Source organism: Alishewanella sp. HL-SH05, from assembly GCF_052655985.1.
The window spans coordinates 2,959,917-2,985,527 of the sequence record NZ_CP199753.1 but is presented as its reverse complement, the minus strand read 5'-3'; the positions used below and the strand labels follow the sequence as shown (position 1 = coordinate 2,985,527).

Below are 25,611 nucleotides of genomic sequence, written 5' to 3'. Positions count from 1 at the left end.
AGTGCGGTGTTCGGTTTTGCAGGGGTGTTATGTAGAATGTTGCCAGATAACCGGCTCTTGCGCGTTATGGGCGGCTTGAAGAAGCTCTAACAGTGGAAAGGCGCGAGTTGATGCGCTAGGCAAGGGTTCTTCTTGAAGTTCAGCGGGTAATTCAGCTAATTCATGCTGCATGTCATCTTGCTGTTGTTGGACTTCATCAGCAAGGCGGCTACGTTGTTGCAAAAGCGTAATGGCCGTTGCCACGTCTTCAGCAGGGATAATACCGGTAGATTTCTTAATAGTCTGCGCTGAATCGGCCATATAGGTTTGCGTGTTACAGTTCATCATTTGCAACATCTGTTCACCGGACTGTTGTAAATAAGATAGCACACTCCAACTGGGGGTTGTGAAAGTAATCATCTTTAAATCCTCTATTTTAATCTGTGGAGTGGTCGTGCTATCGGCCAGTGCTCACTGTATTGTGATTAACGCAAGATGGAGCGCATAGGGTAAGATTCGCATTTAAGTATGGTTCAGATAAGCATAGATAGCGAATTAACGCGGTGTAACGTATTGTTATCAGCGAATACCTATCCGTCGTAAGTGACGCACGAGCTGAACTGATCGGCTGATTTGCTATTTAGCTATCACAAACGACTAGGTTTGTTTTTTCTCCTGCAGGGACAATTTGTGACTGGCTTTTTGTTGATACATGGCTACGTCTGCTTGGCTTAGCAATGACTCAAGATCCTGTGCGTCGCTGGGGAAAAAGGCAGTGCCGAGGCTTAACTCAAATGCAACTGGCTGACCATTGGCGAAAAAAGTCGCGCGTTTAAAGCTGGTCATGATTTTTTGCAGGATAGGCTGAATATCTTGCTGCTTGCTAATGCGTGGCATAATCACTAAAAATTCATCGCCTGATAAGCGGCAAGCAACATCAGAACTGCGTAAATTAATTTGCAGTAGCCTGGCAACTTCTTGTAAAAATTGATCGCCAATCGCATGCCCAAAGCGATCATTGATCAGTTTGAATTTATCTAAGTCTAAGCTAATGATACAAAATTCAGCACGAGAGTTAATGAGCGTCTCTAACCACTTCATCGCGAAACGACGGTTAGGTAATAAGGTTAATGGATCTTGAAGAGAGTTTTTTCGTGCTAGATGGTAACTATAAAATAAGCTTATAAAAACCAGCAGTAGTAACAAACTAAAACCGTAACCAATTACGCGAATGTATGACGACGCTATTCCTTCGCCGCTATAAGGTTTTCCCGGTAGTTCAGCAATTGCCATCAACCAACTGCCGTTGATCAACCGGATCGTTTCAGTGGTAAAGGCTTCGTCAAACACACTCTCGTCACCGAAAAAAACCTCGCCATTTGCGCCTAAACCATCTTTGCCTCGAATAGCCAAGCGAGAGTTTGCGGCGAGTTCATCAACACCGGCTAATTTGAACAGTTTATTTATATCTAAAACCGCGCTACAGGTACCCCAATATTGCTGGTTAAAGGGGGGATCGGTAAAGATAGGCATCCGAGCAATAATGGCTTGGTTGCCTTGTATTAATGTTAATGGCCCTGCAATAAAAACCTCTTGTCGCTGCTTAGCTAATTCGACAGTGTGTAATTGTTCCGGTGACTGGCGGTAATCAAAGCCTATAACACTTTCATTACCTGTTAAGGGATAGACAAAACGGATCACGTTATCGGGAGCTAAAGCGATATTGCGTAAACTACTGGACTTTAAATATAAGGCTTCAGCCATTCGTGTCCATTGTTCGATATTTGATTTCGGATTCACCGAAATCATTGTCGCTAAGCTATCGGCTAAAAAAATATTTGAATTTAATTCAGACTCAAGATTGGCTCGAACCGAGGATAACTGCTGACTGAGTCGCTCATGATGGTGAATTTGCATCAGTTCAGTATAGTTACGATAAAAATACTCGACTAATAATACCGCACTGACGATAAAGGCCAACAATGCACAAAGCAAAAGTGATTTTTTATGACGGCTAGTAATGCCGAAGACTGGCTTCATACAGGCAGTTTTACAATATTAAATAGCGGCATAATTATCCTATATAAAGCTTGTTCAATAACTGGCTTTGCGTGCAAAGCGTCCAAGTTGTTGTTCTGTGGTCGAGGTACCTTCTAGTAAGCTTTTAGCGGCATCGTCAATCGAAGCCATTTGTTGATAAGCTTGATTGGTGATCTGCTGGATCGCACTTAAATGCTCGTGGGTTTGTTGATATTTTTCTTCAAGGTTAGATACGCTGCCAGTGATGGTTTTCATACCACCCTGAGCCGTCACCAACTCTTGCTGTAATAAAGCAAATTCTTGATTCGTTTCATTGATCTGATTTTGAGCATCTTTTGCTTGTTGATTTAAGCTAGTGGATTCTTCTTTTGTTTCTTTTACCAAGCGCTCCATATCATTCAAAAAACCAGAAATTTGCTTCGTTGCTTCATTCACTTTGGCTGCCAGTGTTCGGACTTCGTCGGCAACAACGGCAAATCCACGACCCGCATCGCCCGCTCGAGCTGCTTCGATGGCAGCGTTTAAAGCCAGTAAATTGGTTTGATCCGAGAACCCTTCAACCATAACTAAAATCTGTCGGACATTTTCGGAGTTTTTTTGTAAACCGTTAATAGTGGCGGCAAAAGAGTCAAGCAATCGAGCAATCGCCGCAAGTTGTTGATTAAGTTGCTGCATTTGCGTGCTGGCAACTTGAGCTTTACTTACTGCAAGTTGTGTTACATCGCCCATTTGATCGCTGCTTTGGACGATGTTCGTTAAATAGTTGATAACTTGTTCACTCTCTCGGCGAATTAAAGTATTTCGTTGCTCAGTTTCTTGTAAGTTTTTGCGAGTACTTTTTACTGCGATAGATACCTGCTCATTGATCTCATGCGTATTGCGCGCTTGTTGATGCACATTGCCAAGCACATCACTAAGTTGGCTAACGAATTGGTTAAATTCGTCCGATAATGTTCGGAACTCATCAAAGGTGAAGGCGGGTAAACGTTGGCTAAGATCAGCGCCAGAGCGATTACTGTCGTGTAAATTTTTGACTAAGGCCTGCACCGGGCGAACAATTAAATGCCACATATAGAAGATAGTAAAACTATAAGCGGCACTGCCAACAACGAGCAACAACCACCAAAGTTGTTTGTTATCAGTGGTAGGGTAAGCAAGATACATCGCCAGCGCAAAGAACAGGGAAATAAACAGTACATTACCCACTATCTTTCGGGTTAAGGTAAAAAAGAATCGCTGCTCGATCAAATGGTAAAGTGTCATAACCCGCTCCAGTAAAGATGCTGGTTTAGCCCAGCATGGGTATTTTTAACAGTGCAGAACGTGCAAGGCAAAGGAGGTAGGTTTGCACTGTGATCAATGTAAAACAATAAACTAGTTTATGGTATGTGCCAATCTTTAAGCATACCAATGACCTTATCTCTTACCCTTGCTAGCCAGATAACCGGAAGTATTAGTCCGTTGCCCTACTGTACCTTTGTGAATGCTGTAGCATACCAATCATGCATAGCATTTAAGCGGTAACATCATGCTAAGGAATTAAAGCTTTAGCAAAAAACGCGCTTAAGACCATTGCGCCGTAAAACGTTATGCAATTTGCATAGCTTATGATTTAGGGTATGAAATATTTTTAATAATAAGGAAGTTTACTCTTTTCATGTTGTGTCGCGGGGTATTTATTTACAGGTTTTTTGCGCTAGATCTTAACCATGAGCAAAAAACTCGTGGTTAAGATCGGCGTTAAAGAGGAAATAGATTTAGTTAAATTTAATTTTTCGAGTGAGCCACCATCCGAACACCATGCTGAGCACAAAACCGATGGTACCGGTGCTACCTGAGGTTAGAGCGGCAATAGCAGGACCAGGACAATAACCTAATAAGCCCCAACCGACACCGAAAATTAATGCCCCTAACAATAATTGGCGGTCTACTTTGGTGCTCTTTGGAAGATAAAAAGCCTTTTCTAGAAAAGGGGCTGCTCGTTTTTGGCTAAAGTAAAAACCAGTAGAGTAAACCACTAAAGCCGCGCCCATGACTAACGCTAAGCTTGGGTCCCAGTTATCAAGTACATTCAGAAAACCAATTACTTTTGCGGGGTCGATCATCATTGAAATAGTGATACCCGCAGATAACAATAAGCCGGATAAAAATGCCACTAATGTTTTCATATTTTCTCCTGCTTAAAATAAGCTTGCAACCAGCACGCCTGCTGCCATAAAGACTAAGGTAGCACTAATCGAGCGTGGAGATAGTCTACCGATACCACAAACACCATGACCTGAGGTACAGCCGCTGCCCCAGCCTGTGCCTAAACCCACCAATAAACCGGCAATTAAGGTTTTAGTGTTTAAGTCAGGCGTAGTAAAGGTGAGATCTTGCATAAAAAAGCTTACCAGTAGTGGTGCAACTAAAAGGCCAGCCACAAACGCAAATCGCCAGCCTCGTCCATCACGTTCAAAAATAAGCTGGCTGGCTATGCCAGAGATTCCTGCAATACGTCCTAACATGGTCATCATTAGCAATGCACCAAAGCCAATTAAACTGCCGCCAATTAGCGCAGATATCGGGGTGAAATTCTCCATTACGACTCCTTATTGCGTGACGGGTAAGCCTGCTTCTTGCCAGGCTGCCATGCCACCCGCGACCGAATAGACATCAGTAAAGCCCATGTTCTGTAACGATTCCGCGGCTAAAGCCGAGCGAGCACCTGAACGGCAAATCAAATACAACGGCTCCTGTGCTAATTGCGCTAAGGCTAACTCTGCGGCACAACCTGACGCCGCGACGGCGGGGTGGTTAGCCAATTGCATTTCTAATACACCGCGTGGGTAGTTAACGACACTGCTGATGTGTGCTTGAGCAAATTCGGCAGGCTCACGTACATCAATAATACGCGTTGATGGCTGTTTTTCTAGCTGCGCCACGAGTTGCTGAATATCGACTTCTTTGATACGTTCTTTTGCTTCGGCCACTAATTGTTGTGCTGTTTTCATTATAAATCCTCCAAAAAACAGTTTATAAAACAGATTGATAAATCACGACACCCGCCATGATCGCCAAGAATACGGCAAAGCCCTTTTGTAAGATCGCTTTCGGTAATCTGCGATTGAGCCAACCGCCAACATAACTTCCCAAAATACCGGCCACAACCATGATAGTGATGGCGTGCCAATCAAATACCAAGCCTTGTGCATGAAACACACTGTAGTATTTTGCAAAACCGACAAACGATTTTAACGCAATGATCATTAAGCTGGTTGCTACGCCGATATGAAGGGGTAACCCGGCCAATAATACTAATGCGGGAACGATTAAGAAGCCCCCGCCAACCCCCACAAAACCAGTAATAGCACCGACAACTAAGCCATCGGCAATGACTTTAATATGATGAAACGTTTTGGGTTGATCAATCATCGTGACTTTGCTGCGCCACATCATTATTGCCGCAACCACCATTAAGGACGCGAAGACTAATAACTGCCAGCGGCTATCTACTAAGGTGCCTAGCCAAGCGCCACCATAAGTTCCTAACATTCCGGGTACACCAAACCATAAAACATGGCGCCAACTGATTAAACGGCGAAACATATTGTGGATTGAACCAAACAAGCTGATCAGCGCTACTATTAATAACGAAGACGCGATGGCCAATGATGCGGGCATGCCAACCAAATACAACAACACCGGTACGGTCAGGATCGAACCACCTGACCCGAATAACCCCAAGCTAAGCCCGATGATTAAAGCACCTATTAATACCAACATGGCCACTCCTATATTCTTTTATGGAATATGCATATAACGGAATTGCATTCTATGGGCTTTTTCGTTAAGCTGCAATCAAAATTTAGCATTAACTAAAGTAAGGGCTGAAAAAATGAGTAACCTAGATAATCTGCATATTGAAATGTTCTTTGATAATGATAGCGCAACTTGCAGTTATGTGGTTGTTGATAAAGCAACGGCTAAAGCGGCAGTGATTGATCCAGTACTTGATTACGATGCCGCCGCAGGGCAGGTTAGCACAGAGGCCGCAGATAAGATTTTAGCGTACTTAGCTGAGCAAGGCTGGCAATTACAGTGGATTTTAGAAACCCACGCTCATGCTGATCATCTTTCTGCCGCGCATTACCTAAAGCAAAAGACAGCAGCACCCATTGCGATTGGTGAGGGGATCCGGAAGGTTCAGCAAACGTTTAAAATGGTTTTCAATATTGCTGATGCAGAATTAATTGGCACGGGTGATTATTTTGATAAATTATTTGCGGATGGTGAAACGTTTAACATCGGCTCGGTTACCGCGACGGTGATTAATACACCTGGTCATACTAACGACAGTGTCAGTTATTTAATTGCTGGCAATGTGTTTGTAGGTGATTCACTGTTTATGCCTGATGGCGGTACGGCACGTTGCGATTTTCCGGGTGGTGATGCCCATATCTTGTTCCGTTCTATCCAGCGTTTATATCAGTTGCCAGCAGAAACGGTTGTTTATGTTTGTCATGATTATCAACCGAATGGTCGTGAATTACGTTTTAAAACGACGGTGGCCGAACAAAAACAGCAAAATATTCATGTGAAAGCTGACACCGTTGAAGCAGATTTTGTGCAAAAACGTGAAACACGTGATAAAACCTTAGCTGTACCGCGACTGATTTATCCTTCGGTACAAGTGAATATTCGCGCTGGGCAACTGCCTCAAGCAGAAAGTAATGGTATGAGTTACGTTAAAATACCTTTAAAACAAGTATAACAACCACGTGATGATGCGAGCTTAGAGTATTTTACACCCTAAGCTCGCCAAGCGATAATAAAACAGCAGCCCGCAATCAGTCGAAACTGCTGTTGTAGGTGCTATTTGAGCAAAGCCGTAAATTGACTGACTAATTGGTCTAAATCTAATAGCTGCTTTTCACCTGTGCGGCGATTTTTGTATTCAGCCTGACGGTTATCGAGGTTACGCTCGCCAATCACAATGCTGTGAGGCACACCAATCAATTCCATATCTGCGAACATCACACCCGGGCGCTCTTTACGATCATCAAAGAGTACGTCAATACCCGCAGCTTTAAGTTGTTGATACAACAGCTCAGTGGCTTCAGCTACACGCACTGACTTGTGCATATTCATTGGAATCAACACCACTTGGAAGGGCGCTATTGCGTCAGGCCAAATAATACCGTATTCGTCGTGGTTCTGTTCAATCGCAGCGGCAACAATGCGTGACACACCCACACCATAACAGCCCATGGTCATAATTTGGTGTTTACCTTCTTCATTCAATACACCGGCTTTAAGCGCTTGAGAGTATTTATCACCCAATTGGAAGATATGACCGACTTCAATACCACGCTTAATCACTAAGTGACCAAAACCACAAGGGCTGGGGTCGCCTTCAACGATATTACGAAGGTCGGCAACCTGGTAATCAGTGATATCGCGATCCCAATTGACGCCGGTTAAATGGTAACCGTCTTTATTGGCACCAACAATAAAATCAGCAAGGTGTGCGGCGCTGCGGTCAACAATCACCGGGATGGTTAAACCCACAGGACCGACTGAGCCAGGTGCTGCGTTTACCAGTTGACGAATTTGCTGTTCGTTAGCAAATTGCAGTGGTACGGCAACTTGCGGTAATTTCTCCGCTTTAACTTCGTTAAGCTCATGGTCGCCGCGAACCACTAATGCAACTAGGGATGCTGGTGCATCATCTTTGGCAACGCCAACAACGAATAAGGTTTTCGCAATTTGCTGTTCGCTGATGTTTAATAATTCTGCTACAGCAGCAACAGTACCGACATTTGGCGTGGCAACTTCTTGCATGCTTTGCGTTGCTGCTGGGCGTTCGCCCGCCGGCGCTATTGCTTCGGCCATTTCGATATTCGCGGCATAATCGCTGGTATCAGAGAAGGCAATGGCATCTTCGCCGGAAGAGGCTAGCACATGAAACTCGTGCGAAACACTACCGCCAATCGCGCCGGTGTCGGCAAGCACAGGCCGATAATCTAAGCCAAGACGATTAAAGATATTGCAGTAAGCGCGATACATGGCATCGTAGGTTTGTTGTAATGAGTCTTGGCTTAAATGAAATGAATACGCATCTTTCATTAAAAACTCACGCGCGCGCATCACACCAAAACGAGGCCGACGCTCATCGCGGAATTTGTTTTGAATTTGATATAAGCTCAGTGGCAGCTGTTTATAGCTGGTGATTTCGCGACGTACCAGATCAGTAATCACTTCTTCATGTGTAGGGCCTAATACGAAATCGCGCAGATGACGGTCTTGAAAACGCAATAACTCGGCGTCCATTTTCTCCCAGCGCCCCGATTCCTGCCACAGTTCAGCCGGTTGTACCATGGGCATCAGTACTTCAATGGCACCGGCGTTGTTCATTTCTTCACGAACAATTTGCTCTACCTTACGCAACACTCTGACGCCAGTAGGTAAATAAGTGTATAAACCAGAAGATAAACGGCGGATCATACCGGCGCGAAGCATTAATTTGTGACTAATAACTTCGGCATCTGCTGGCGTTTCTTTCATCGTAGATAATAAATACTGACTGGTGCGCATGAGGCTCTCTGTAAAAAAGACTTAAAAAATTACCCTCATTCTAACAACGGATCTACTCGGGCAGAAGTTTAATCTGATGTTTAATGAGCTTATTTGTGACTTCTTGCTCTAAAAGCATGCCGCCAAGGCTGTATAAACCATCAGGTAACTCGATTAGACCTCTTAAATCCATTATTGCTGTTGTATTTTCAGCGGCTAACCAGCGTTGTTGTTTTGGGGAATATAACCAAACAGCAGCACTGGGGGTGGCAACGAGATTTTGATAATCACGACCATTCAGTTGATAAGGCACATTACTACCGCCAATAAACACGGCCATTTCTTCGCCGTTGACGTTAACGGTGGCTGCGGCTAAACGGTAGCGAGCATGGCCAGTGGGGTGGGGAATGCTTTGCCAGGCGATGCTATTGGCATTGTTTCCAAGCTTTCCAGCCCAACATTCAGCCACCGGTTGTTGCTGTGGGCTGCTATGATGATAATCCAAGGTTACGCCATCACAGACAATTAATTGATCTGCGGCAACAGCCGCAGCTAAACCAAAGGCGGGTTTACCCGGAAATGGTGTTGCTTGCGACCAGCGCTGGGTGAAATTATCAAATAACTGCACCACATTAACGGCACCGTATTCACTAAAACCACTGATGAGATAAATGTAACGATTTTGATAAGCCACGGCGGCCGCATGATCGACCGGTACCGGCATATCATTTAAACGCGTATAGCGACGGGTGATGGGATCGAGCCGGTAGCTATCAGCTGCTGTCGTGGTTTTACCATCGCTTTGTACAAAAGCGCCGCCCAGAATGAAAAAATTATTGTTTAAGGCCACGGCACTGGCCCCAATGCGGCCTTGAAGCCGTTGTTGATTGGGTAAGATAGGTAGGGTTGTCCAGTTATATTCGCCAAGCGTATGTAACCACACTTTATCATGGATCTGTGCGCTGGTTTTTGCTGGGCCTATGCCGCTTGCAGAAAGCAGATAGGTTTTCCCTCGAACTGTGGTGGCTGCTACGGCATTATTACTGACAGGCTCAGGCAGCTCGGGCAGGGCGAAGCAAATAAAACTGGTGGCCAATAAGCTAAGGTAGCTGCATGATTTCAGTAACATGGTTGTGTTCTCCGTCGACGGTCCATTTAATATTAAATTCGTATAGGGTCATGCCATAATGTTGAATGTCAGCCCGTTGTTTTTTATAGGGTGGCCGTGGATCCTGTTTTAAAACCTTTTCAATAAAAGTGCGTAAATGCGGATAGTGCTTTTGTTGCTGGCAAAATTGTTCAGCATTTTCAGACATTGATACGGTCATCATGGTCTCTGGTGCGGCATCGGCAAAGCCACCATTTGCATCAGGTAGCGCATCAGAATAGGGCAGATAAGGTTTAATGTCCAAAATGGGCGTGCCATCTAATAAATCTAAGCCGCTGATCAAAATCTGTAATTTACCGTTTTTTCGAGTAACCCCATCTAGTTTTACGACCGATAAGCCAATTGGATTAGGTCGAAAGGTGGCGCGTGTGGCAAATACGCCTTTTCGGGTGTTGCCACCTAACCGAGGGGGACGGACTAACGGCGACCAACCCTTGTCTGCCGTTTCATGAAAAACAAAAACTAACCACAGGTGACTAAAGGCTTCGATACCTCGCACGATCCCTTCATCGGCATAGTCAGCTTCTAATTCAATACTGCCACAGGCTTCTGCGATTAAACCTGGTTGTCTTGGTATGGCAAACTTTTGTTTATAGGGTGATTTAATATAGCCGATGCTTTTAAATTGATACTGAGCCATCTTCAGAAATATCTTGGTTAATAAGCAGAAAAACAATCAGCTATTATGCAAGCCCCCCGTTAAAACAACAAGTAAACTTGCCCTCCACTGCCGGGCGTCTAAATGGCTTTGACGCTAGACGTTTAAGTTGTCACAATACGTAGGTCTTTTTATTATTGAATTAGTGTCATTATGGAACAGCGTATTTTATTAACTGAGTGTCCCGATTCAAAAGGGCTGATCGCGCAGATCACCAATATTTGTTACAAGCACCAACTGAATATTATTCGTAATACTGAATTTGTTGATCCGGTAACCGGTCAATTTTTTATGCGTACCGAATTAGACGGCATTTTTAACGAGCACACCTTATTACAAGATTTGGATCGGGCTTTACCGCTAGGCAGTAGCCGCAGTTTGTTGTGCCGGCAGGCGAAAAAAGTCGTCGTGTTGGTCACAAAAGAAGCGCATTGTCTGGGTGATATTTTGATGAAAGTATATGATGGCTCGCTATCATTACATATCGCGGCGGTTGTTGGTAATCATCCTGAATTAGCCGCATTGGCGCAGCGTTTTGATTTACCGTATCATTTTATTAGCCATCAAGGGCTGAGCCGAGCTGAGCATGAAGCCGCGTTGTTACAGGTGATCACACCTTATCAGCCTGACTATCTTATTCTCGCCAAGTTTATGCGGATTTTAACACCCCGCTTTGTCGCGCATTATCCGAATCGTATCGTGAATATCCATCATAGTTTTTTACCGGCTTTTATTGGCGCTAAGCCCTATCAACAAGCCTTTGAGCGTGGAGTGAAAATCATCGGAGCAACCGCGCATTTTGTGAATGAGCAACTCGACGAAGGGCCCATTATTCAGCAAAAAGTAGCTGCGGTAGATCACAGCTACAGCGCTTTGGATATGGAAAAAGCCGGCCGTGATGTGGAAAAGGCGGCATTAAGTGAGGCGCTACAATTTATTACAGAGGATAGGGTGTTTGTGCACGGTAATAAAACCGTGATTTTATAGGGCGCATGTCTGCGCCCCCACGGTGTTTAGTCTGCTAAACTGGGATCGTCATGTAAATCGAGCGCATAGATCTCATCAATTTGATCAATACTTGAGTGACTGACTCGTAAGTCTTTCACTCGACCGTTACGCAAACTATATACCCAACCATGCACGGTTAAAGCCTGATCGCGCTCCCATGCCTCTTGCACAAAGGTGGTGTGACACAGGTTACGCACCTGCTCCATCACATTAAGCTCAATCAGTCGATTGACACGTTGGTCTTCGTCCTCGATTAAATCTAGTTCGTTACGATGCATGGCATAGACATCTTTAACATTACGCAGCCAGTTATCGACGAAGCCAACACGCTGTTTCATCATGGCTGCCCGCACGCCGCCACACCCGTAATGGCCCACTACTAAAATATGTTTTACTTTTAATACTTCGATAGCGTATTGCAACACAGAAAGGCAATTCATATCCGAATGCACCACTAAGTTGGCAACATTGCGGTGTACAAACAATTCACCTGGCATCAAACCGACAATTTCATTCGCCGGTACACGACTATCCGAGCAACCAATCCACAAATATTCAGGGGCTTGTTGCTCTGATAATTGTTTAAAAAAGCCAGGTTGCTCGCGTTCAATCCGATCCGCCCATTGTCGATTGTTGATAAATAACTCTTTGAAATTTGACATTAAACAATCCAACTGAAGGCGTGATGCGCCACAATAACGATTTTTTTGCTGCTGACAAGCCCGACCAGCCGGCAATACGAGTGAGAACATGGTGATCCTACCTAACTGTTAGGGGCGTTGTCACGGAAATTAAAAAGGTTATTTATATGTTAAAGTAACAAAATGATAAGACTAACAGTTAAAACTTTTTTACTATTACATTATCTAGCTAGTTTTAATTATTTAAGATGACTTTTATTAACGCTAGCTGAATAATTATTTGGATTAATTTATTCAATACGCAAGAAATACTTTAATTATTTTACTTTATTCGATATTCTAGAGCTGTAATATTACTTGGGAGTATTAAAATGTCGTTATTACTTGATAAGCGTGAATTAAAGAAAGCCGCAAAAGAATTAACGCTGGCTAAATTAAATGATGTGCTAGACACATTAAATTCAGTATTGGTTGAACGCCAATCTGAAATTGACGCCATCAGTGAAATTGAACGTTTTGCCCGCGAAAAAGGATTTACGTTGGAACAGCTTGGCTATAAGCAAGTACAAGATGTGATGCCAGAAGAGAGCGTCAGTGTAGCCAAAGAATCAAAACGTCCGGTTAAACCAAAGTTTAAAACGTTAAACAAAGCCAGCCAGTATTTCTATGTTGAAGATGGCCAATTACAATTACTGCGTACTCACACCATGAAAAAAGGGTTACAAGCACGGGGTATTGAAGTTGTGCCGGTGAATAAAGTCGATAAAAAGTTCGCTAAAGATATTGAACGTTTATTAGATGAAGCGACAGAGCAAGCTACCGCCAACTTTAATAGCAAAGTGGTCGTTTGGAATGCTTGGGCTGCTGAAAACGGTGCTGAGATATTAGAGCCACGTTAATACGGCAACGATAAGACATAAAAAAACCGGCATTGCCGGTTTTTTTATGTCTGTTTATTTAATCTGTGCATCTAACGATTGGCCATTAATACCGATACTATCGTCAGACATTAAATACAGATACAACCACATTAAATCTTCTGGTGTTTTTAACGTTGCCGCATCTTCACCCGGGTATGCACGCGCCCGCATACTGGTTCGGGTAGCACCAGGGTTAATACAATTACAACGTACGGTAGTGTCTTCATACTCGCTAGCAATAATTTGCATTAAACCTTCGGTAGCAAACTTTGATACCGCGTATGGCCCCCAAAACGCTCGACCTTGCCGACCCACGCCAGAAGAGGTAAACACGATAGACCCTTGCTGACTTAACTTTAAAACAGGCAGTAACGCCTGTGTCATCAACATGGCGCCTGTGACATTGACTTGCATAATGTCTTGCCAGCTGGCTAAGTTAATATGCTCGAACGGCGACAACACGCCTAAAATTCCTGCATTGTGTAATACGCCATCGAGTTTACCGAACTCTGCTTTAATGGTAGCGGCCATGTCGTGATAATTTTTTGCGGTCGCGCCTTTTAAATCTAACGGGATGATGGCTGGCTCAGGATATCCCGCATTCACAATTTCATCGTATACGGCGGTTAGTTTATGGGTGGTTTTACCCAATAAAATAACTGTCGCCCCAAAACGGGCGTAGGTTAAAGCGGCAGTTTTGCCAATGCCATCACCGGCGCCAGTAACTAAAATAACTTTATTAAGCAGTGCGCCAGCGGGCGCAGAGTAGTGTTTTGGTGCTTGCATTAACGGAGCCCCTGACTGAAAAAAACGGCAACAGGATACTTGGAAAAACCCGCTTTTGCACTCTTCTTGATGAAACTTCAGTTTATCTGTCTTTTTGCTCTAGCGATTTGCTAAAGTTTGAGTTAACTTTAACTGGTCGTAGCTGTTCGTTAGGGCAGTCACTCTAATTCAGAATAAGTGAAGCAAACTTATGCTTTGCAATAAAAAATACCAGTGATGGACAGGGGAGATAAAATGAAGAGATTGGCAATAAGCATTGCAGTAATCACCGCTTTAGGTTTAGCTGGCTGTGGTGATTCAATAGAAGATATCAAACAAGATGTAGCGGTTGAAGGTACGGTAACACCGAGTGCACGGGTTATATTTGACCCCACAGCAGGCAACGTTTCTGTACCAAACGATTTACTTTTTCAGGGTACTACTGATGGTACGCTCACGCTTGATAGCGGTGCTACCCCTGATTACACCAATCCACAAGTTGCATTGGGTGCTTTAGATGGTTGGTCTACGCAAAATCCGTTTACCATTGCCTTAAGCTTTCCTGCTGGTGTGACGTTAAATATGGACTCGGCGGCAGCACCTGGCTCTGTGCGTGTTTTTAAAGCCGTAATGGGCGATCCTGCGTCTCCTGAGACAGATTGTCGCGCTGTACCCCGTGGTGCCGCCTGTAAAATTGTTGCTGAATTACAATACGGTGTGGATTTCGTTTCTGCCGGTAGTGGCAACAGTGTTGCTGTAGTGCCATTAAAACCACTTGAATCTGCCACGACTTATCTTTTAGCGTTAACTAACGGTTTAAAAGACAGCACCGGTGCAGCCGTAAAACCTTCAACCACTTATGAATTAGTGAAACAAGACCTGAGCACTTTACCACTGGCCACGGATTCTCAGCGTGCCTTACAAGGTGTTATCAACAGCTTTGAAAACGTGATGGTGCGTGATCAAGGGCTACCCAAAACCAGCATTATTTATTCTGCGGCCATTACCACGCAATCAACAGGGGTTGTGTTAGCTAACTTAAAGCAGTTAATGGCATCGCCAACACCAACAGGTTATGCACCTACCGGTTTGGCTATGCAAAACACCGGTTTGACGGTTTCGCAACTTAACCCTGCTTTTGCCAGTCAGCCGGCTTTTACTATTACCCGTTTGTACCAAGGTAGTTTAACGCTGCCGTACTTTTTAGGTAAACCTTCTGAAGCGAATATGACCGCGCCGTTAAATACGCGTTGGACTGCACGTTGTGACAGTGGTGCTATTATTGCAGCCTTACCTGCTAGTATGAAACCCGAAACGCCTGTTTCTGAAAATGACGGTTTTTGTCAGGCGGTAACTTCAGGTGCGCTTCGCGATCTGGGTGTGGATAGTGCTCGTCATTTAACTAAGTTTAACGTGATCCCTGCTATCCGCAGTTATGAAACCGTTGGTGTGCAGATGACCGTGCCTGATGGAAATGTTATTTCAATGCCTGAAGCCGGTTGGCCATTGGTGATATTGCAGCACGGTATTACTTCTAAAAAAGAAGATATGCTAGCTGTTACAGGTGCCTTAGCTTCGCAAGGTTTCGCCACTATTGCCATTGATCACCCGTTGCACGGCAGCCGTGGTTTTACTCAAGCAACTGAAACCGGCAACTTAACGTTTAATGCCTCCACTAACTCTGCAACCGATTATATGAATCTGAGCAATCTGTTGGTGACTCGGGATAATTTACGTCAAAGTATTGCGGATATGTTGGCGCTGCGTTTTGCGATAAATAACCTTACCGGTGTGACCATTGATAAAAGCCGCGTACAGTTTTTAGGGCATTCGTTAGGGGGCATTACAGGTACCAGCATGGTGGCGTTAGCGAATAGCACCACCGGAAATGCTGCTTTAGATGCCGCGTTTAAAGTTGAAAGCTCGGTATTAGCAATGCCAGGTGGTGGTATTGCTAACTTCTTATTAGACTCGCCACAATTTGGCCCACTGATTAAAGCCAGTGTGATGTTAGGCGCGGGTGGCCAATTAACCAGTGAGTTTGTCACTTATGTGGCTACCAATACTGATTGCGGTGCACCAACTGCGGCAACCGCTGCAACTTGGCCGACTTGTGCGGCGCCGGTGGTTAATCAGTACCTTGCTAGCTTAAGCCAAACAGGCAATACAGCACAGCAAGCGCGCATTACTGCCACCTTAAGTCAGTTTGCCTTTGCTGCGCAAACCGTGACCGACAGTGGTGATCCAAACAACTACGCAAAAGCCTTAGTCAGCAGCGGTACACCTACTTTTATGATTGAAGTAGTGGGTAATGGTGCGGATAGATTGCCAGATCAAGTGATCCCGAATGGCTTCTTTAATCCATTAACGGCGTTAGCCAATGGCCGTATGGCATTAGCCGGTACAGAACCACTGGCACGCTTATTAAGTGCCGGCTCAGTACCCGCTCAAGCGCCAGGTGTTGCGTTAACAGGCAATGCGATTACCCGTTTTAACGCGGGTGCGCACAGTTCAATTTTAAGCCCTGCAAGTAGCGCAGCTGCTACCGGTGAAATGCAATATCAAGCCGTGACGTTCTTTTTAAGTCGTGGTACACAAATTGGTATTCAAGATACTTCGGTGATTGCAAACTAAGCTTTGCTTAGCGTTTAACCACAGCCCGGTTGCACTTGCACCGGGCTGTTGCTTTTATTAGGGTATGATGCACCTTTATTACTCATTGTAAGGAGACAGGCTTTGGCATTTTTATATGAATACGGCATTTTTTTGGCGAAGGTTGCTACCTTGGTGGTGGCATTAGCGATTGTGGTGGCCATTATGGCAGGCGCTGCGATGAAAACGCGTCAACGTAAAGGTCAATTGTCTATTACGGATCTCAGTGAAGAGTATCAGCACAATCAGCAACTGTTACAACAGCAACTGATGGATAAAAAAGCCTTCAAGAAATGGCAAAAAGCCCAATCAGCAGAAAAAAATCAAGTGCAGCCAACACTCTTTGTCATTGATTTTAATGGCAGTATGGATGCGAAAGAAACCGACGCGTTACGCGAAGAAATTAGCGCCATTTTGGCAGTAGCCACGTCAAAAGATGAAGTATTGTTAAAGCTCGAAAGTGGCGGTGGTGTAGTGCATGGTTATGGTTTAGCCGCCTCGCAGTTAGACAGGCTAAAACAACAAAAGATCCCACTCACTATAGCCGTGGATAAGGTAGCCGCCAGCGGTGGCTATATGATGGCCTGCGTTGCCGATAAACTATTGGCGGCACCTTTTGCGATTATTGGCTCTATTGGTGTTATTGCACAAATACCTAATTTCAATAAATTTTTAAAGAAAAACGATGTTGATTTTGAACAGTTCACCGCGGGTGAATTCAAACGCACTGTAACCTTGTTTGGTGAAAACACCGCAAAAGGCCGTGAAAAATTTCAGCAAGAATTAGAAGAAACCCATGTGCTGTTTAAAGACTTTGTCAGCCAACAGCGGCCAGTGTTGGATATCGACAGAGTGGCTACGGGTGAACATTGGTTTGGCTATCAAGCCCTTGCTTTAGCATTGGTAGATCAATTGCAAACCAGTGATGATTACTTGTGTAGTATGTTTGCCGAGCGAAAAGTACTACAGGTGAAGTTTCAATTGAAAAAAGGCTTGGCAGATAAACTGGGTGCAGGTGGCGCAAGCTTTGCTAGTGGTATCTGGCAAAATCTGCAACAACGCCGTTGGTGGTAACACATGGACGCAGCATTTTGGCAGGCGTGTTGGCAACAAAATAAACTCGGCTTTCAATTAGCTCAACCGCATCCGCTGTTGCAGCGTTGGTTGCCGCAGATCTTGGCCGAGCAGCCAAGGCTGACTGAAATCGTGGTACCGTTGTGTGGTAAAAGCCCTGATTTGCTATTTTGTCAGGCTTTGCGGCCGGTTCTGGGTATTGAGTTATCGGACATCGCTTGTCATGCTTTTTTTGCTGAAAATCAGCTGGCGCATACTGTTACAACAGCACATCCATTAGCCGCGAAGGGCTTTATTCGTTTTCAAGCTGAGGCGTTACAACTGTTACAAGGTGATTTCTTTCAATTGCCTGATAGTCGCGTCAACGCCAATAACCTTATCTACGATCGCGCGGCATTGATTGCGCTCCCTTTGGAAATGCGACAACGTTATGTTGAAAAATTAGATAACTGGTTAGAGCAGGGAGCAGTATTGCTGCTGATCAGCCTAGAATACCCCGAGGATGAAAAAGCAGGGCCACCTTTTAGTGTCACTAGCGCTGAGATAGAGCAGCATTTTGCAAAGCGACAGGTACAATTGCTAGAACAAGTGGATATTACCGGGCAAGGCTTTGCTCGGCGTCGTTTTGAAACATCACGTTTATGTGAAAAAGTGTATCTAGTTCAGGCATAAAGAGAGGAAAAACGCTACCCGCAACATCGGTGGGTAGCGCTGATACAAAACGTTAATCTCTTAAATGATGGAAATCGATGGTTTCTTCTTTCTCACCGGCGTTTGGATTATTATAAATAGCCGCATTAAACTCTCCTTCGCTTTTAGCGACAATACATGACACCATCGCATCACCGGTCACGTTTACTGCGGTGCGCGTCATATCCAGTAAGCGATCCACACCAATAATTAGCGCGATACCTTCAACCGGTAAGCCTACTTGCTGTAGTACCATCGCCAGCATGATTAATCCCACCCCCGGAACACCAGCCGTGCCGATTGAAGCCAAGGTTGCAGTTAAAATGACCATCAAGAAATCGCCAAGACTTAAATCGACGCCAAACACCTGAGCGATAAAGACAGTGGCAACACCCTGCATAATGGCAGTACCATCCATATTGATAGTAGCGCCCAGTGGAACTGTGAATGAACTGATGCTGTTGTTGACACCGAGCTTTTTATTGACCGTTTCCATGGTCACTGGCAGCGTGGCATTACTGCTTGAAGTACTAAAGCCAAATAGCGCGGCATCGCGCATTTTCTTTAAAAAGATAATTGGGTTTAAACCCGTTAGTGACTTTAACAGCAAGGCGTAAACCACAAACCCATGAAACAGTAGCACAAAAAGCACTACGCCAAAGTATTTGACTAAACTGCCGATAGTTTCTAAACCCAGCGTGGTGAAAAGTTTCGCCATCAGGAAAAACACACCATAGGGGGCTAAGTTCATGAGTAAAGTGACCAGCTTCATAATCACTTCATTAAAATCATTAAACTGTGCGGCAATCCGCTCACCCGGCTTGCCTGACAAGGCCACGGCTAGGCCAAATAACACGGCAAAAACGATAATTTGCAGCATATTGCCTGAAGCCATTGACTCTATTGGGTTACTTGGGAAGATATTGATAAAGACCTGCGCTAACGTTGGGGCAGAGCTAACATCAAAGGTTTGATCACTTTGCATTTCTACACCCAGCCCAGGGCCAGTGATTAATGCGGCACCAATAGCCAAGCTGATGGCAATTGCGGTAGTGATCATGTACAAGCCGATGGCTTTGCCACCTAAGCGCCCAAGTTTAGAGGTGTCAGATAACGAGCAGGTCCCACAAACTAAGGACACAAATACCAACGGCACCACCAGCATTTTTAAGCTGGCAATAAATATTTCGCCGCCAACATGAAAAATACCGTCAACAAAAAAAGCTTTTAAGGGAATATCCAGACCAAGCAAAGCCAAATTGCGCTCTTCGGCACCACCTAGTAAAAATTGAAAGAAGAAACCGACTGCAAGGCCCGCTATCATACCTATAACAATACGTAAGGTAAGACTGAGTTTTTTATTATTTGACGTCATATATAGTGGTTTTTGTGTTGTAATAAAACACTAAGACTACCAGTTTGTGCCAGCTTTGGTCACTAGAGAGAGAAATTTTTTTTAAATTAACCCTGCCAGCTGGATAATTAATGGTTTAAGATGCAAAATTAACAAAACTATAAAAGAAGTGCTAGGGAGAGTTTCATGTTAAACATCCGGCTGTTATGGATACTTTTTGTATGTTTGGGCTTGTCAGCTTGTGGTGGTGGAGGCACGCTCGAAAGTGGTGGTGGTGGTAGTTCAGGTTCTGGTGGAACCGGCGCTACTGACACTTATACTTTGGCATTAACGTTGACTGATGCTTCAGGGCAAGAAGTCCGTCAAGTTTCCACTGCTGCGCCTGGTAAGCTTAGGGCAACGCTGAAAAAAAATAATCAGCCCCTAGCCAATCAATTAGTTCGATTTACATTAGACGGTAACGTTGGTCAGTTATCCCCAACTGAGGGAACGGCCAGAACCAACGAAAACGGTATAGCCGAAATTCAATTGCAAGCCGGTGAAACGGCAGGCTCTTCTCAAGTAATTGCTTCTTATCAGGCTTCTGACTCTCAAACGGTTTCTTCTGCTCCTTATGTTTTCGATGCTGTAGTAACAGGTGGCTTGTCAGCCGAGCTTTCTGTGACGTTGTTAAAGCATGATGGCACTATCGCACGTTCGGTATCGCATTTTTCACCGGGCATTGCTGAAGCGCGTTTGATGATCGATGGTCAGCCAGGTGCATTTCAACTTATTCAGTTTGAACTCGGTTCATTGGGAGTACTGAACCCTAGTAATGGTTCAGCTATGACGGATGTTAATGGTATTGCGCGCATAGACGTAATTGCCGGTACAGAAGCTGGCGCAAGTACATTAACGGCGACATTTGCTCCAACAACAACGCAAACCGTGAGTGCTAGTCCGTTTGTGTTTACTACAGCCGGTGATACACCTGTGCAAGGTGATGAAACCGCTTTTAGTATCAATCTTGCGATGACGAATCAAGCAGGTAATACAATTAACCAGATCTCTAACGCGCAGCCCGGTATTGTTGTTGCCACCGTTAGGGATAGCTTAGGCCAACCGGTCGTCAATAAAGTCGTTTCTTTTGTTTCTTCTTTAGGCCGCATTCAACCCGGCTTTGGTACAGCATTAACCAATGAACTTGGTCAGGCCACTGTCACTCTAACTGCTGGCACAATTAGTGGCGCTGGTTCAATCGAAGCAAGGTACCAGGCAAAAACTCAAGATCTTGGCTTTACAAGCGCGGGTGATGAAGTTATCAGCCCTTATATATTGTCTTTGAATCTCAAAGACGCAGCAAATAATGATATTCGCACAGTTTCTAGAACTCAACCGGGTAAGATTCAGGCAACACTTACTCGTAATGGTCAACCTGTTGTTGATGAGTTAGTTCGCTTCTCATTAGATTCATTTATTGGGCAGCTCTCACCTGCCAGTGGTACAGCAAGAACCAATTCAAATGGTGTTGCCGAACTCAGTCTCCTATCTGGCCAAGTGGCGGGTAGTGGTCAGATACGAGCTGTTGTGACTATTGATGGTGTCAATGTTCAGGCTTTGTTTTTTGTGTTTGATTCTCTGGGTGATGACACAGTAGTCAGTGCACTGACATTAAGCTTGCTGGATGCAGCCGGTGCAGCAGTTCGCGATGTAGCGTATGCCACCCCGCGTAAGTTAGAAGCGTTAGTGACCGAAAATGGTACGCCAGTGGCGTTTCGGTTAGTCACCTTTAACGTAGATGGTGCGGGTGAGATTAATCCTGAGACAGGTCGCGCAATGACAGACGCGAATGGTATTGCTCGGGTAGATTTATTAGCCGGTTTTGTTGCCAGTGCGGGGGAAGCGCAAGCGCGTTACACGAACAGCGAAGGCGCCGAGATTGTCTCTGATACCTTTACCTTTACCTCAGCAGGTGACACGCCGCTACCGGGTGACTCACCTGACTTTACTGTTGAATTACGGCTTGTCTCCAGTGTGTCAGGTACTGACACCAGTGAAATCAGTGCGGCTAACGGTGGTCAAGTTATCGCAACCGTTCGCGATAAAGATGCTAACCCGGTTGTTAATAAAGTTGTAAGCTTTAGTTCTTCTTTAGGCAGTTTACGTCCGTCTACGGGTACCGCGTTAACTAATGCGCTCGGCGAGGCCAGAATTAGTTTGGTTGCGGGTACAGCAGAAGGTGCCGGTACAGTAACGGCACAATATGAAGCGGTAACATCGTCGATTGGTTTCTATACTCGTGGTGATGAGGTTGATCCTAATCAAGTAAATGCCACCGTAAACTTCAGGCTATTAACAAGCTGCCCAAGTGATTTCAGAACAAACCGTGACCCTAACAATTGTATTGAGACCACCAGCATTTCTGCAGAGCAGCCAGGTATCTTGTACATTGAAGTGCTGCGTGAAGGTGCGAGTACGCCATTAGCGCAAACTTTAGTGTCAGCGACTACTACTCTAGGTTCTATCAGTCCGAGAACGGGCACAGCAATTACGGATGCAAACGGTATTGCCCTGTTAGATTTAGTGGCGGGTAGAGATGTGGGCGCGGGTGAAGTTTCTGTAACCGCACTTGCGACAACACGTACTAAAGCCTTTGAAATTGGTGCGGTTGATGTCGATATTGTGGTGTCATCAAGCTTAGCGGTAGGTGATACCTTAGCGGCGGGTTCAACAACCTTAATTTCTGTTGATATTTCAAGAAATGGCCAACCCTATATTCCGCCATTGGGAGTTGAATTTACCTCTGGTTGTGTGCAAGCCGGTTTAGCAGTGATGGATCAAGCAGTGACTAGCATTGGTGGTGTTGCCCGTTCAACCTACCGAGCTTCTGGTTGTGTTGGTGGTGATTTAATTACTGCTACGGTGATCACTGGCGGTAATACCGTGAGTGGTACTGTGGTAGTTGATGTTTCTGAAGCTGCAATCGGTTCATTAGAGTTCTTAGATGTGTCTGCACCTATTATTGCCCTCAAAGGCACCGGCGGTGCAAATCGTACTGAAACATCCATCGTGCGCTTCCGTTTGATTGATGAAAACGGTAGCCCAGTGGCTGGTCGTCAAGTTGACTTCACTCTTGCCACGGCTTTAGGTGGGTTAGAATTAGCTCAAACTAATGGTTTCACTAATGGCGAAGGTATTGTGCAGACTGTGGTACGTTCGGGTATTGTACCTACACCAACCCGAGTTATAGCAAGAAGTGAGCAAACGGTTACGAGTGGAACTGTGGTTGTCACTGCGCCTTCTGATGTGTTGACGGTCAGCACAGGGTTGGCAGATCAAAATAGCTTCTCAGTCGCACGATCTGCATTCAACGTGCACGCGTTAGATTTTGATGGTAATGAAGTAGATTTAATCGTCTCATTAGCGGATCACTTTAATAATCCAGTGCCTGATGGTACGGCAGTTAACTTTATCGCTGAGGGCGGTTCAGTGGAGTCAAGCTGTACAACAACTGATGGCCGTTGTTCTGTGAAGTGGCGCAGTCAAAATCCAAGACCATTTACCACAGGTTTTGCCAACACTATTGCCGCCAAGTGTGACGGTGGTAAGCCATGTCCGTTGGGTATTGTCAGAAATGACACTGTGACTTTTGATCAACCATTAGGTGGCAGAGCGACGATATTGGCTTATTCAATTGGTGAAGAATCATTTGCTGACTTAAATGGTAACGGTCGCTTTGATACGGGTGAATATGTTGCAGCCTATGATTTAACCGAAGCCTATATTGATAACAACGAAGATGGTCAATTCCGTGGCGGAAGCTGTGACGATACGGCAAACCCTTGTTCACCAGCAACGCCTGAAGGGGATCAATTTGAAGAGTTTATTGACTACAATAATGACACCTTATTCAACGCGGCGAATGGTCGATACAATGGTCTATTGTGTCGTCAGGAAGATGCGGATGCAGGCTTATGTACTCGTCAGTTAGTCAATGTGTTCCAAAACCAAGAAATTGTGATGTCTGGAGCAGAAGCGTTCTTCCGTTTAACGACGTATGCAGCTGATTGCTCTGCAATTACTGGTGTTACTGCCACTCCTGTTCGGGTGAATAGTAATCCGTTAAGTCCAGAAGTTTTAGAGGTTCAATCTGATCCAGCAAGTCGGAAATTATGTGAAGTTTCAGCAATCGATCTATCTTCAGGAGCTGCGCCTTCAGTTTCTTTAAGATTGTTTATTTCTGATATTTACAATAATCCAATGCCTTTAGGAACAACGGTGGCGTTAAGTGCAGATAATGGTGTGTTCGTGGGTGCTGATGCATATACCTTCCCGAACACCACCAGCCGTGTGCCTGTTAGCATTTCTTTTGGTTTAACTAGAGAACCTGCTACAGGTAATGAAAAGCTCGATGGTTTCTTAACCATTAATGTGACGTCACCATCAGGGCTAGTGAGTTCGCTTTCTGTGCCTGTGAAGGATGATAGATAGTACTTAAACGGTACTGAGCAAAAAAAGGAGCCTTGCGGCTCCTTTTTTATTTCCTAGTATTTTTTAAAACGATTAACGGCTTAAGCAAATAGGTGTTATGCAATACTTAGCCTAACGCTGAAAACTATACACCGAACCCAACTTAAGTAATTGCGTTAGTTCATCCAAGGCGGTACGAGACTCGATAACTAATTGTGGATCGGCTAGATCAGCTTCTGATAACCGATCACGGTAATGTTTATCAACCCAGCTATTAAGGTTAGCAAATAAGGTATCGTTCATCATTACAGCAGGGTTAACCGCTTGACGTTCTTGCTCGTTCAATACCACTCTTAAACGCAAGCAAGCAGGGCCACCGCCGTTTTGCATGCTTTGCTTAACATCAAAATAATGGACGTTTTTAATCGGGGTATTTTGCTGGCACAGTTCGGTTAAATAACGATATACACCAGCATGCTCTTGGCATTCTGTTGGTGCGATGATCACCATTTCACCTGACGGCAAGTTAATTAATTGCGTATTAAATAAATAGGTGCTGATGGCATCCGCTACTGAGACTTGTTGATTTTTGACTTCAATAAAGTGCAGCTGGGCGTCACCAGGAAACTTTTGTTTGATCTCTTGTAAGCTGGCCGCTGTATTTAAAAAGGCCTGCTCATGAAAAAACAGCACGTTACGGTTACCCACGGCAATAACATCATTATGAAATACGCCCTGATCAATCACCTCAGGGTTTTGCTGCATAAAGACGGTGTTAGCCTCAGTTAACCCATGTAAACGCGCGACAGCTTGACTGGCTTCGATTGTTTGCCTAGCTGGATAGCGCTGTGGTGCCGGTTTACTTTGATTAAAGGCATAACGGCCATATACAAAGAGTTCAAGACCGCTTTGCCCATAGTCACTGCACAGACGCGTATGATTAGCTGCACCTTCATCGCCAAAGTGCTCATTGTCAGGTAAATGCAGATGATGCGCGAAGTGCCTACTGTCACTGAACATCGCTTGCAGGATCCGACCTGTAGTCGTCGGCTCCAGTGAGCGGTGAAATTTGTTAGTTAAGTTTGCTGGAGTAAAATGAATTTTTTTATCTGGCGTATCGCCGCTGGGTGAAACGGTAGCTGCGTTGGCGGTCCACATACTTGATGCAGAGCACACTGCGCGGTAAATTTCGGGGGCTTTTGCTGCGGCGTCTTGCATAACTTGTGCATCACTGCCAATAAAACCTAAGCGGCGTAGCATTCCCAAATCGGGACGTTCTTGCGGTGCAAGCACCCCTTGAACCATGCCAAGGTCATGTAATGCCTTCATTTTTTGTAAGCCCTGTTTAGCAGCTTGTTTCGGGCTAGAATGATTTTTGGCATTGTTTAAAGACGCCACATTGCCGACTGATAAACCGGCATAATTGTGGGTAGGGCCCACGAGCCCATCGAAATTTGCTTCATAAGCTTGCATAGTTTTTCTTATCCTTTGTTAGTTGCGGTGCTGTTTTTGTTATTTTTACGACCGCGAGATGTTATGCTTCATTTTTTTGCTGAGTGACAGGCCTTATCGAAGAATAATTGTGGCCTATTTGCATAATAATCAGTTTAGACACTTGTCACAACAGCGGTTTGCGGATATACGTTTAAAAAAGGGCA

Annotated in this window: 21 protein-coding genes; 7 read left to right on the top strand and 14 right to left on the bottom strand. The window is 44.8% G+C overall.

Annotation, left to right across the window (positions count from 1 at the left end; genetic code table 11):
* Positions 1 to 27: 27 nt before the first annotated feature.
* The 7 genes from ACUJFL_RS13685 to ACUJFL_RS13655 form a co-directional block, all read right to left on the bottom strand.
* Complete coding sequence (locus ACUJFL_RS13685; RefSeq protein ID WP_445427785.1) at positions 28 to 399, bottom strand: DUF1840 family protein; 372 nt, start codon at positions 397 to 399, stop codon at positions 28 to 30.
* A 237-nt stretch (positions 400 to 636) separates the two neighbouring features.
* Entirely contained in the window at positions 637 to 2,019 is a 1,383-nt protein-coding gene (locus ACUJFL_RS13680) for a diguanylate cyclase domain-containing protein (protein WP_445427784.1), read from the bottom strand.
* 54 nt (positions 2,020 to 2,073) lie between these two features.
* Complete coding sequence (locus tag ACUJFL_RS13675; protein WP_445427783.1) at positions 2,074 to 3,282, bottom strand: methyl-accepting chemotaxis protein; 1,209 nt, start codon at positions 3,280 to 3,282, stop codon at positions 2,074 to 2,076.
* A gap of 494 nt (positions 3,283 to 3,776) precedes the next feature.
* Complete coding sequence (locus tag ACUJFL_RS13670) at positions 3,777 to 4,187, bottom strand: DUF6691 family protein (RefSeq protein ID WP_445427782.1); 411 nt, start codon at positions 4,185 to 4,187, stop codon at positions 3,777 to 3,779.
* A 12-nt stretch (positions 4,188 to 4,199) separates the two neighbouring features.
* Positions 4,200 to 4,601 carry a YeeE/YedE family protein gene (locus tag ACUJFL_RS13665; RefSeq protein ID WP_226752048.1) on the bottom strand — a complete coding sequence of 134 codons (402 nt, stop codon included), beginning with the start codon at positions 4,599 to 4,601 and terminating at the stop codon, positions 4,200 to 4,202.
* Positions 4,602 to 4,610: 9 nt separating this feature from the next.
* Positions 4,611 to 5,012: a rhodanese-like domain-containing protein gene (locus tag ACUJFL_RS13660; protein WP_445427781.1), complete on the bottom strand. Its 402-nt coding sequence runs from the start codon at positions 5,010 to 5,012 to the stop codon at positions 4,611 to 4,613.
* 22 nt (positions 5,013 to 5,034) lie between these two features.
* Positions 5,035 to 5,784, bottom strand: coding sequence for a sulfite exporter TauE/SafE family protein (locus tag ACUJFL_RS13655; protein WP_226752050.1), 750 nt, complete (start codon positions 5,782 to 5,784; stop codon positions 5,035 to 5,037).
* Positions 5,785 to 5,896: 112 nt separating this feature from the next.
* Between ACUJFL_RS13655 and ACUJFL_RS13650 the strand changes: the two genes are divergently transcribed.
* Entirely contained in the window at positions 5,897 to 6,772 is an 876-nt protein-coding gene (locus tag ACUJFL_RS13650; RefSeq protein WP_306177970.1) for an MBL fold metallo-hydrolase, read from the top strand.
* A gap of 101 nt (positions 6,773 to 6,873) precedes the next feature.
* On the opposite strand, the gene ACUJFL_RS13645 is transcribed toward ACUJFL_RS13650, so the two are convergent.
* From ACUJFL_RS13645 to tsaA, 3 genes are read right to left on the bottom strand one after another with little or no spacing between them, the layout of a single operon-like run.
* Positions 6,874 to 8,595, bottom strand: coding sequence for a proline--tRNA ligase (locus tag ACUJFL_RS13645; protein ID WP_306177971.1), 1,722 nt, complete (start codon positions 8,593 to 8,595; stop codon positions 6,874 to 6,876).
* 52 nt (positions 8,596 to 8,647) lie between these two features.
* Positions 8,648 to 9,703: a Kelch repeat-containing protein gene (locus ACUJFL_RS13640; RefSeq protein ID WP_445425232.1), complete on the bottom strand. Its 1,056-nt coding sequence runs from the start codon at positions 9,701 to 9,703 to the stop codon at positions 8,648 to 8,650.
* On the bottom strand, positions 9,675 to 10,382 hold the full coding sequence (tsaA, locus tag ACUJFL_RS13635) for a tRNA (N6-threonylcarbamoyladenosine(37)-N6)-methyltransferase TrmO (RefSeq protein WP_445427780.1): 708 nt from the start codon (positions 10,380 to 10,382) through the stop codon (positions 9,675 to 9,677). Before tsaA ends, ACUJFL_RS13640 begins: the two co-directional genes overlap by 29 nt.
* A gap of 171 nt (positions 10,383 to 10,553) precedes the next feature.
* On the opposite strand from tsaA, the gene purU reads away from it, so the two are divergent.
* Entirely contained in the window at positions 10,554 to 11,387 is an 834-nt protein-coding gene (gene purU, locus ACUJFL_RS13630; RefSeq protein ID WP_445427779.1) for a formyltetrahydrofolate deformylase, read from the top strand.
* A 26-nt stretch (positions 11,388 to 11,413) separates the two neighbouring features.
* On the opposite strand, the gene can is transcribed toward purU, so the two are convergent.
* A complete protein-coding gene (gene can / locus ACUJFL_RS13625) occupies positions 11,414 to 12,070 on the bottom strand; it encodes a carbonate dehydratase (RefSeq protein WP_226752056.1) in 657 nt (218 codons plus the stop codon).
* A gap of 350 nt (positions 12,071 to 12,420) precedes the next feature.
* Between can and ACUJFL_RS13620 the strand changes: the two genes are divergently transcribed.
* Complete coding sequence (locus ACUJFL_RS13620) at positions 12,421 to 12,948, top strand: H-NS family histone-like protein (protein WP_226752057.1); 528 nt, start codon at positions 12,421 to 12,423, stop codon at positions 12,946 to 12,948.
* Between the two features lie 54 nt (positions 12,949 to 13,002).
* Here ACUJFL_RS13620 and ACUJFL_RS13615 read toward each other — a convergent pair whose 3' ends face one another.
* The gene (locus ACUJFL_RS13615; RefSeq protein ID WP_226752058.1) at positions 13,003 to 13,755 is read right to left on the bottom strand and encodes a YciK family oxidoreductase; all 753 of its coding nucleotides are present in this window, start codon (positions 13,753 to 13,755) and stop codon (positions 13,003 to 13,005) included.
* Positions 13,756 to 13,989: 234 nt separating this feature from the next.
* Between ACUJFL_RS13615 and ACUJFL_RS13610 the strand changes: the two genes are divergently transcribed.
* The 3 genes from ACUJFL_RS13610 to ACUJFL_RS13600 all read left to right on the top strand — a co-directional run bounded on the left by ACUJFL_RS13610 (position 13,990) and on the right by ACUJFL_RS13600 (position 18,132).
* Positions 13,990 to 16,368: a VolA/Pla-1 family phospholipase gene (locus ACUJFL_RS13610; protein ID WP_445427778.1), complete on the top strand. Its 2,379-nt coding sequence runs from the start codon at positions 13,990 to 13,992 to the stop codon at positions 16,366 to 16,368.
* A gap of 102 nt (positions 16,369 to 16,470) precedes the next feature.
* Positions 16,471 to 17,460: a protease SohB gene (gene sohB, locus ACUJFL_RS13605; protein WP_445427777.1), complete on the top strand. Its 990-nt coding sequence runs from the start codon at positions 16,471 to 16,473 to the stop codon at positions 17,458 to 17,460.
* Between the two features lie 3 nt (positions 17,461 to 17,463).
* Positions 17,464 to 18,132, top strand: coding sequence for a thiopurine S-methyltransferase (locus ACUJFL_RS13600; RefSeq protein ID WP_445427776.1), 669 nt, complete (start codon positions 17,464 to 17,466; stop codon positions 18,130 to 18,132).
* 52 nt (positions 18,133 to 18,184) lie between these two features.
* Here ACUJFL_RS13600 and ACUJFL_RS13595 read toward each other — a convergent pair whose 3' ends face one another.
* Positions 18,185 to 19,525, bottom strand: a complete 1,341-nt coding sequence (locus ACUJFL_RS13595) for a dicarboxylate/amino acid:cation symporter (RefSeq protein ID WP_445427775.1) — start codon at positions 19,523 to 19,525, stop codon at positions 18,185 to 18,187.
* 165 nt (positions 19,526 to 19,690) lie between these two features.
* On the opposite strand from ACUJFL_RS13595, the gene ACUJFL_RS13590 reads away from it, so the two are divergent.
* On the top strand, positions 19,691 to 23,974 hold the full coding sequence (locus ACUJFL_RS13590; protein ID WP_445427774.1) for an Ig domain-containing protein: 4,284 nt from the start codon (positions 19,691 to 19,693) through the stop codon (positions 23,972 to 23,974).
* A 111-nt stretch (positions 23,975 to 24,085) separates the two neighbouring features.
* Here the strand turns inward: ACUJFL_RS13590 and astB are convergent, their stop codons facing one another.
* Positions 24,086 to 25,426, bottom strand: a complete 1,341-nt coding sequence (astB, locus tag ACUJFL_RS13585; protein WP_445427773.1) for an N-succinylarginine dihydrolase — start codon at positions 25,424 to 25,426, stop codon at positions 24,086 to 24,088.
* Positions 25,427 to 25,611 lie beyond the last annotated feature (185 nt).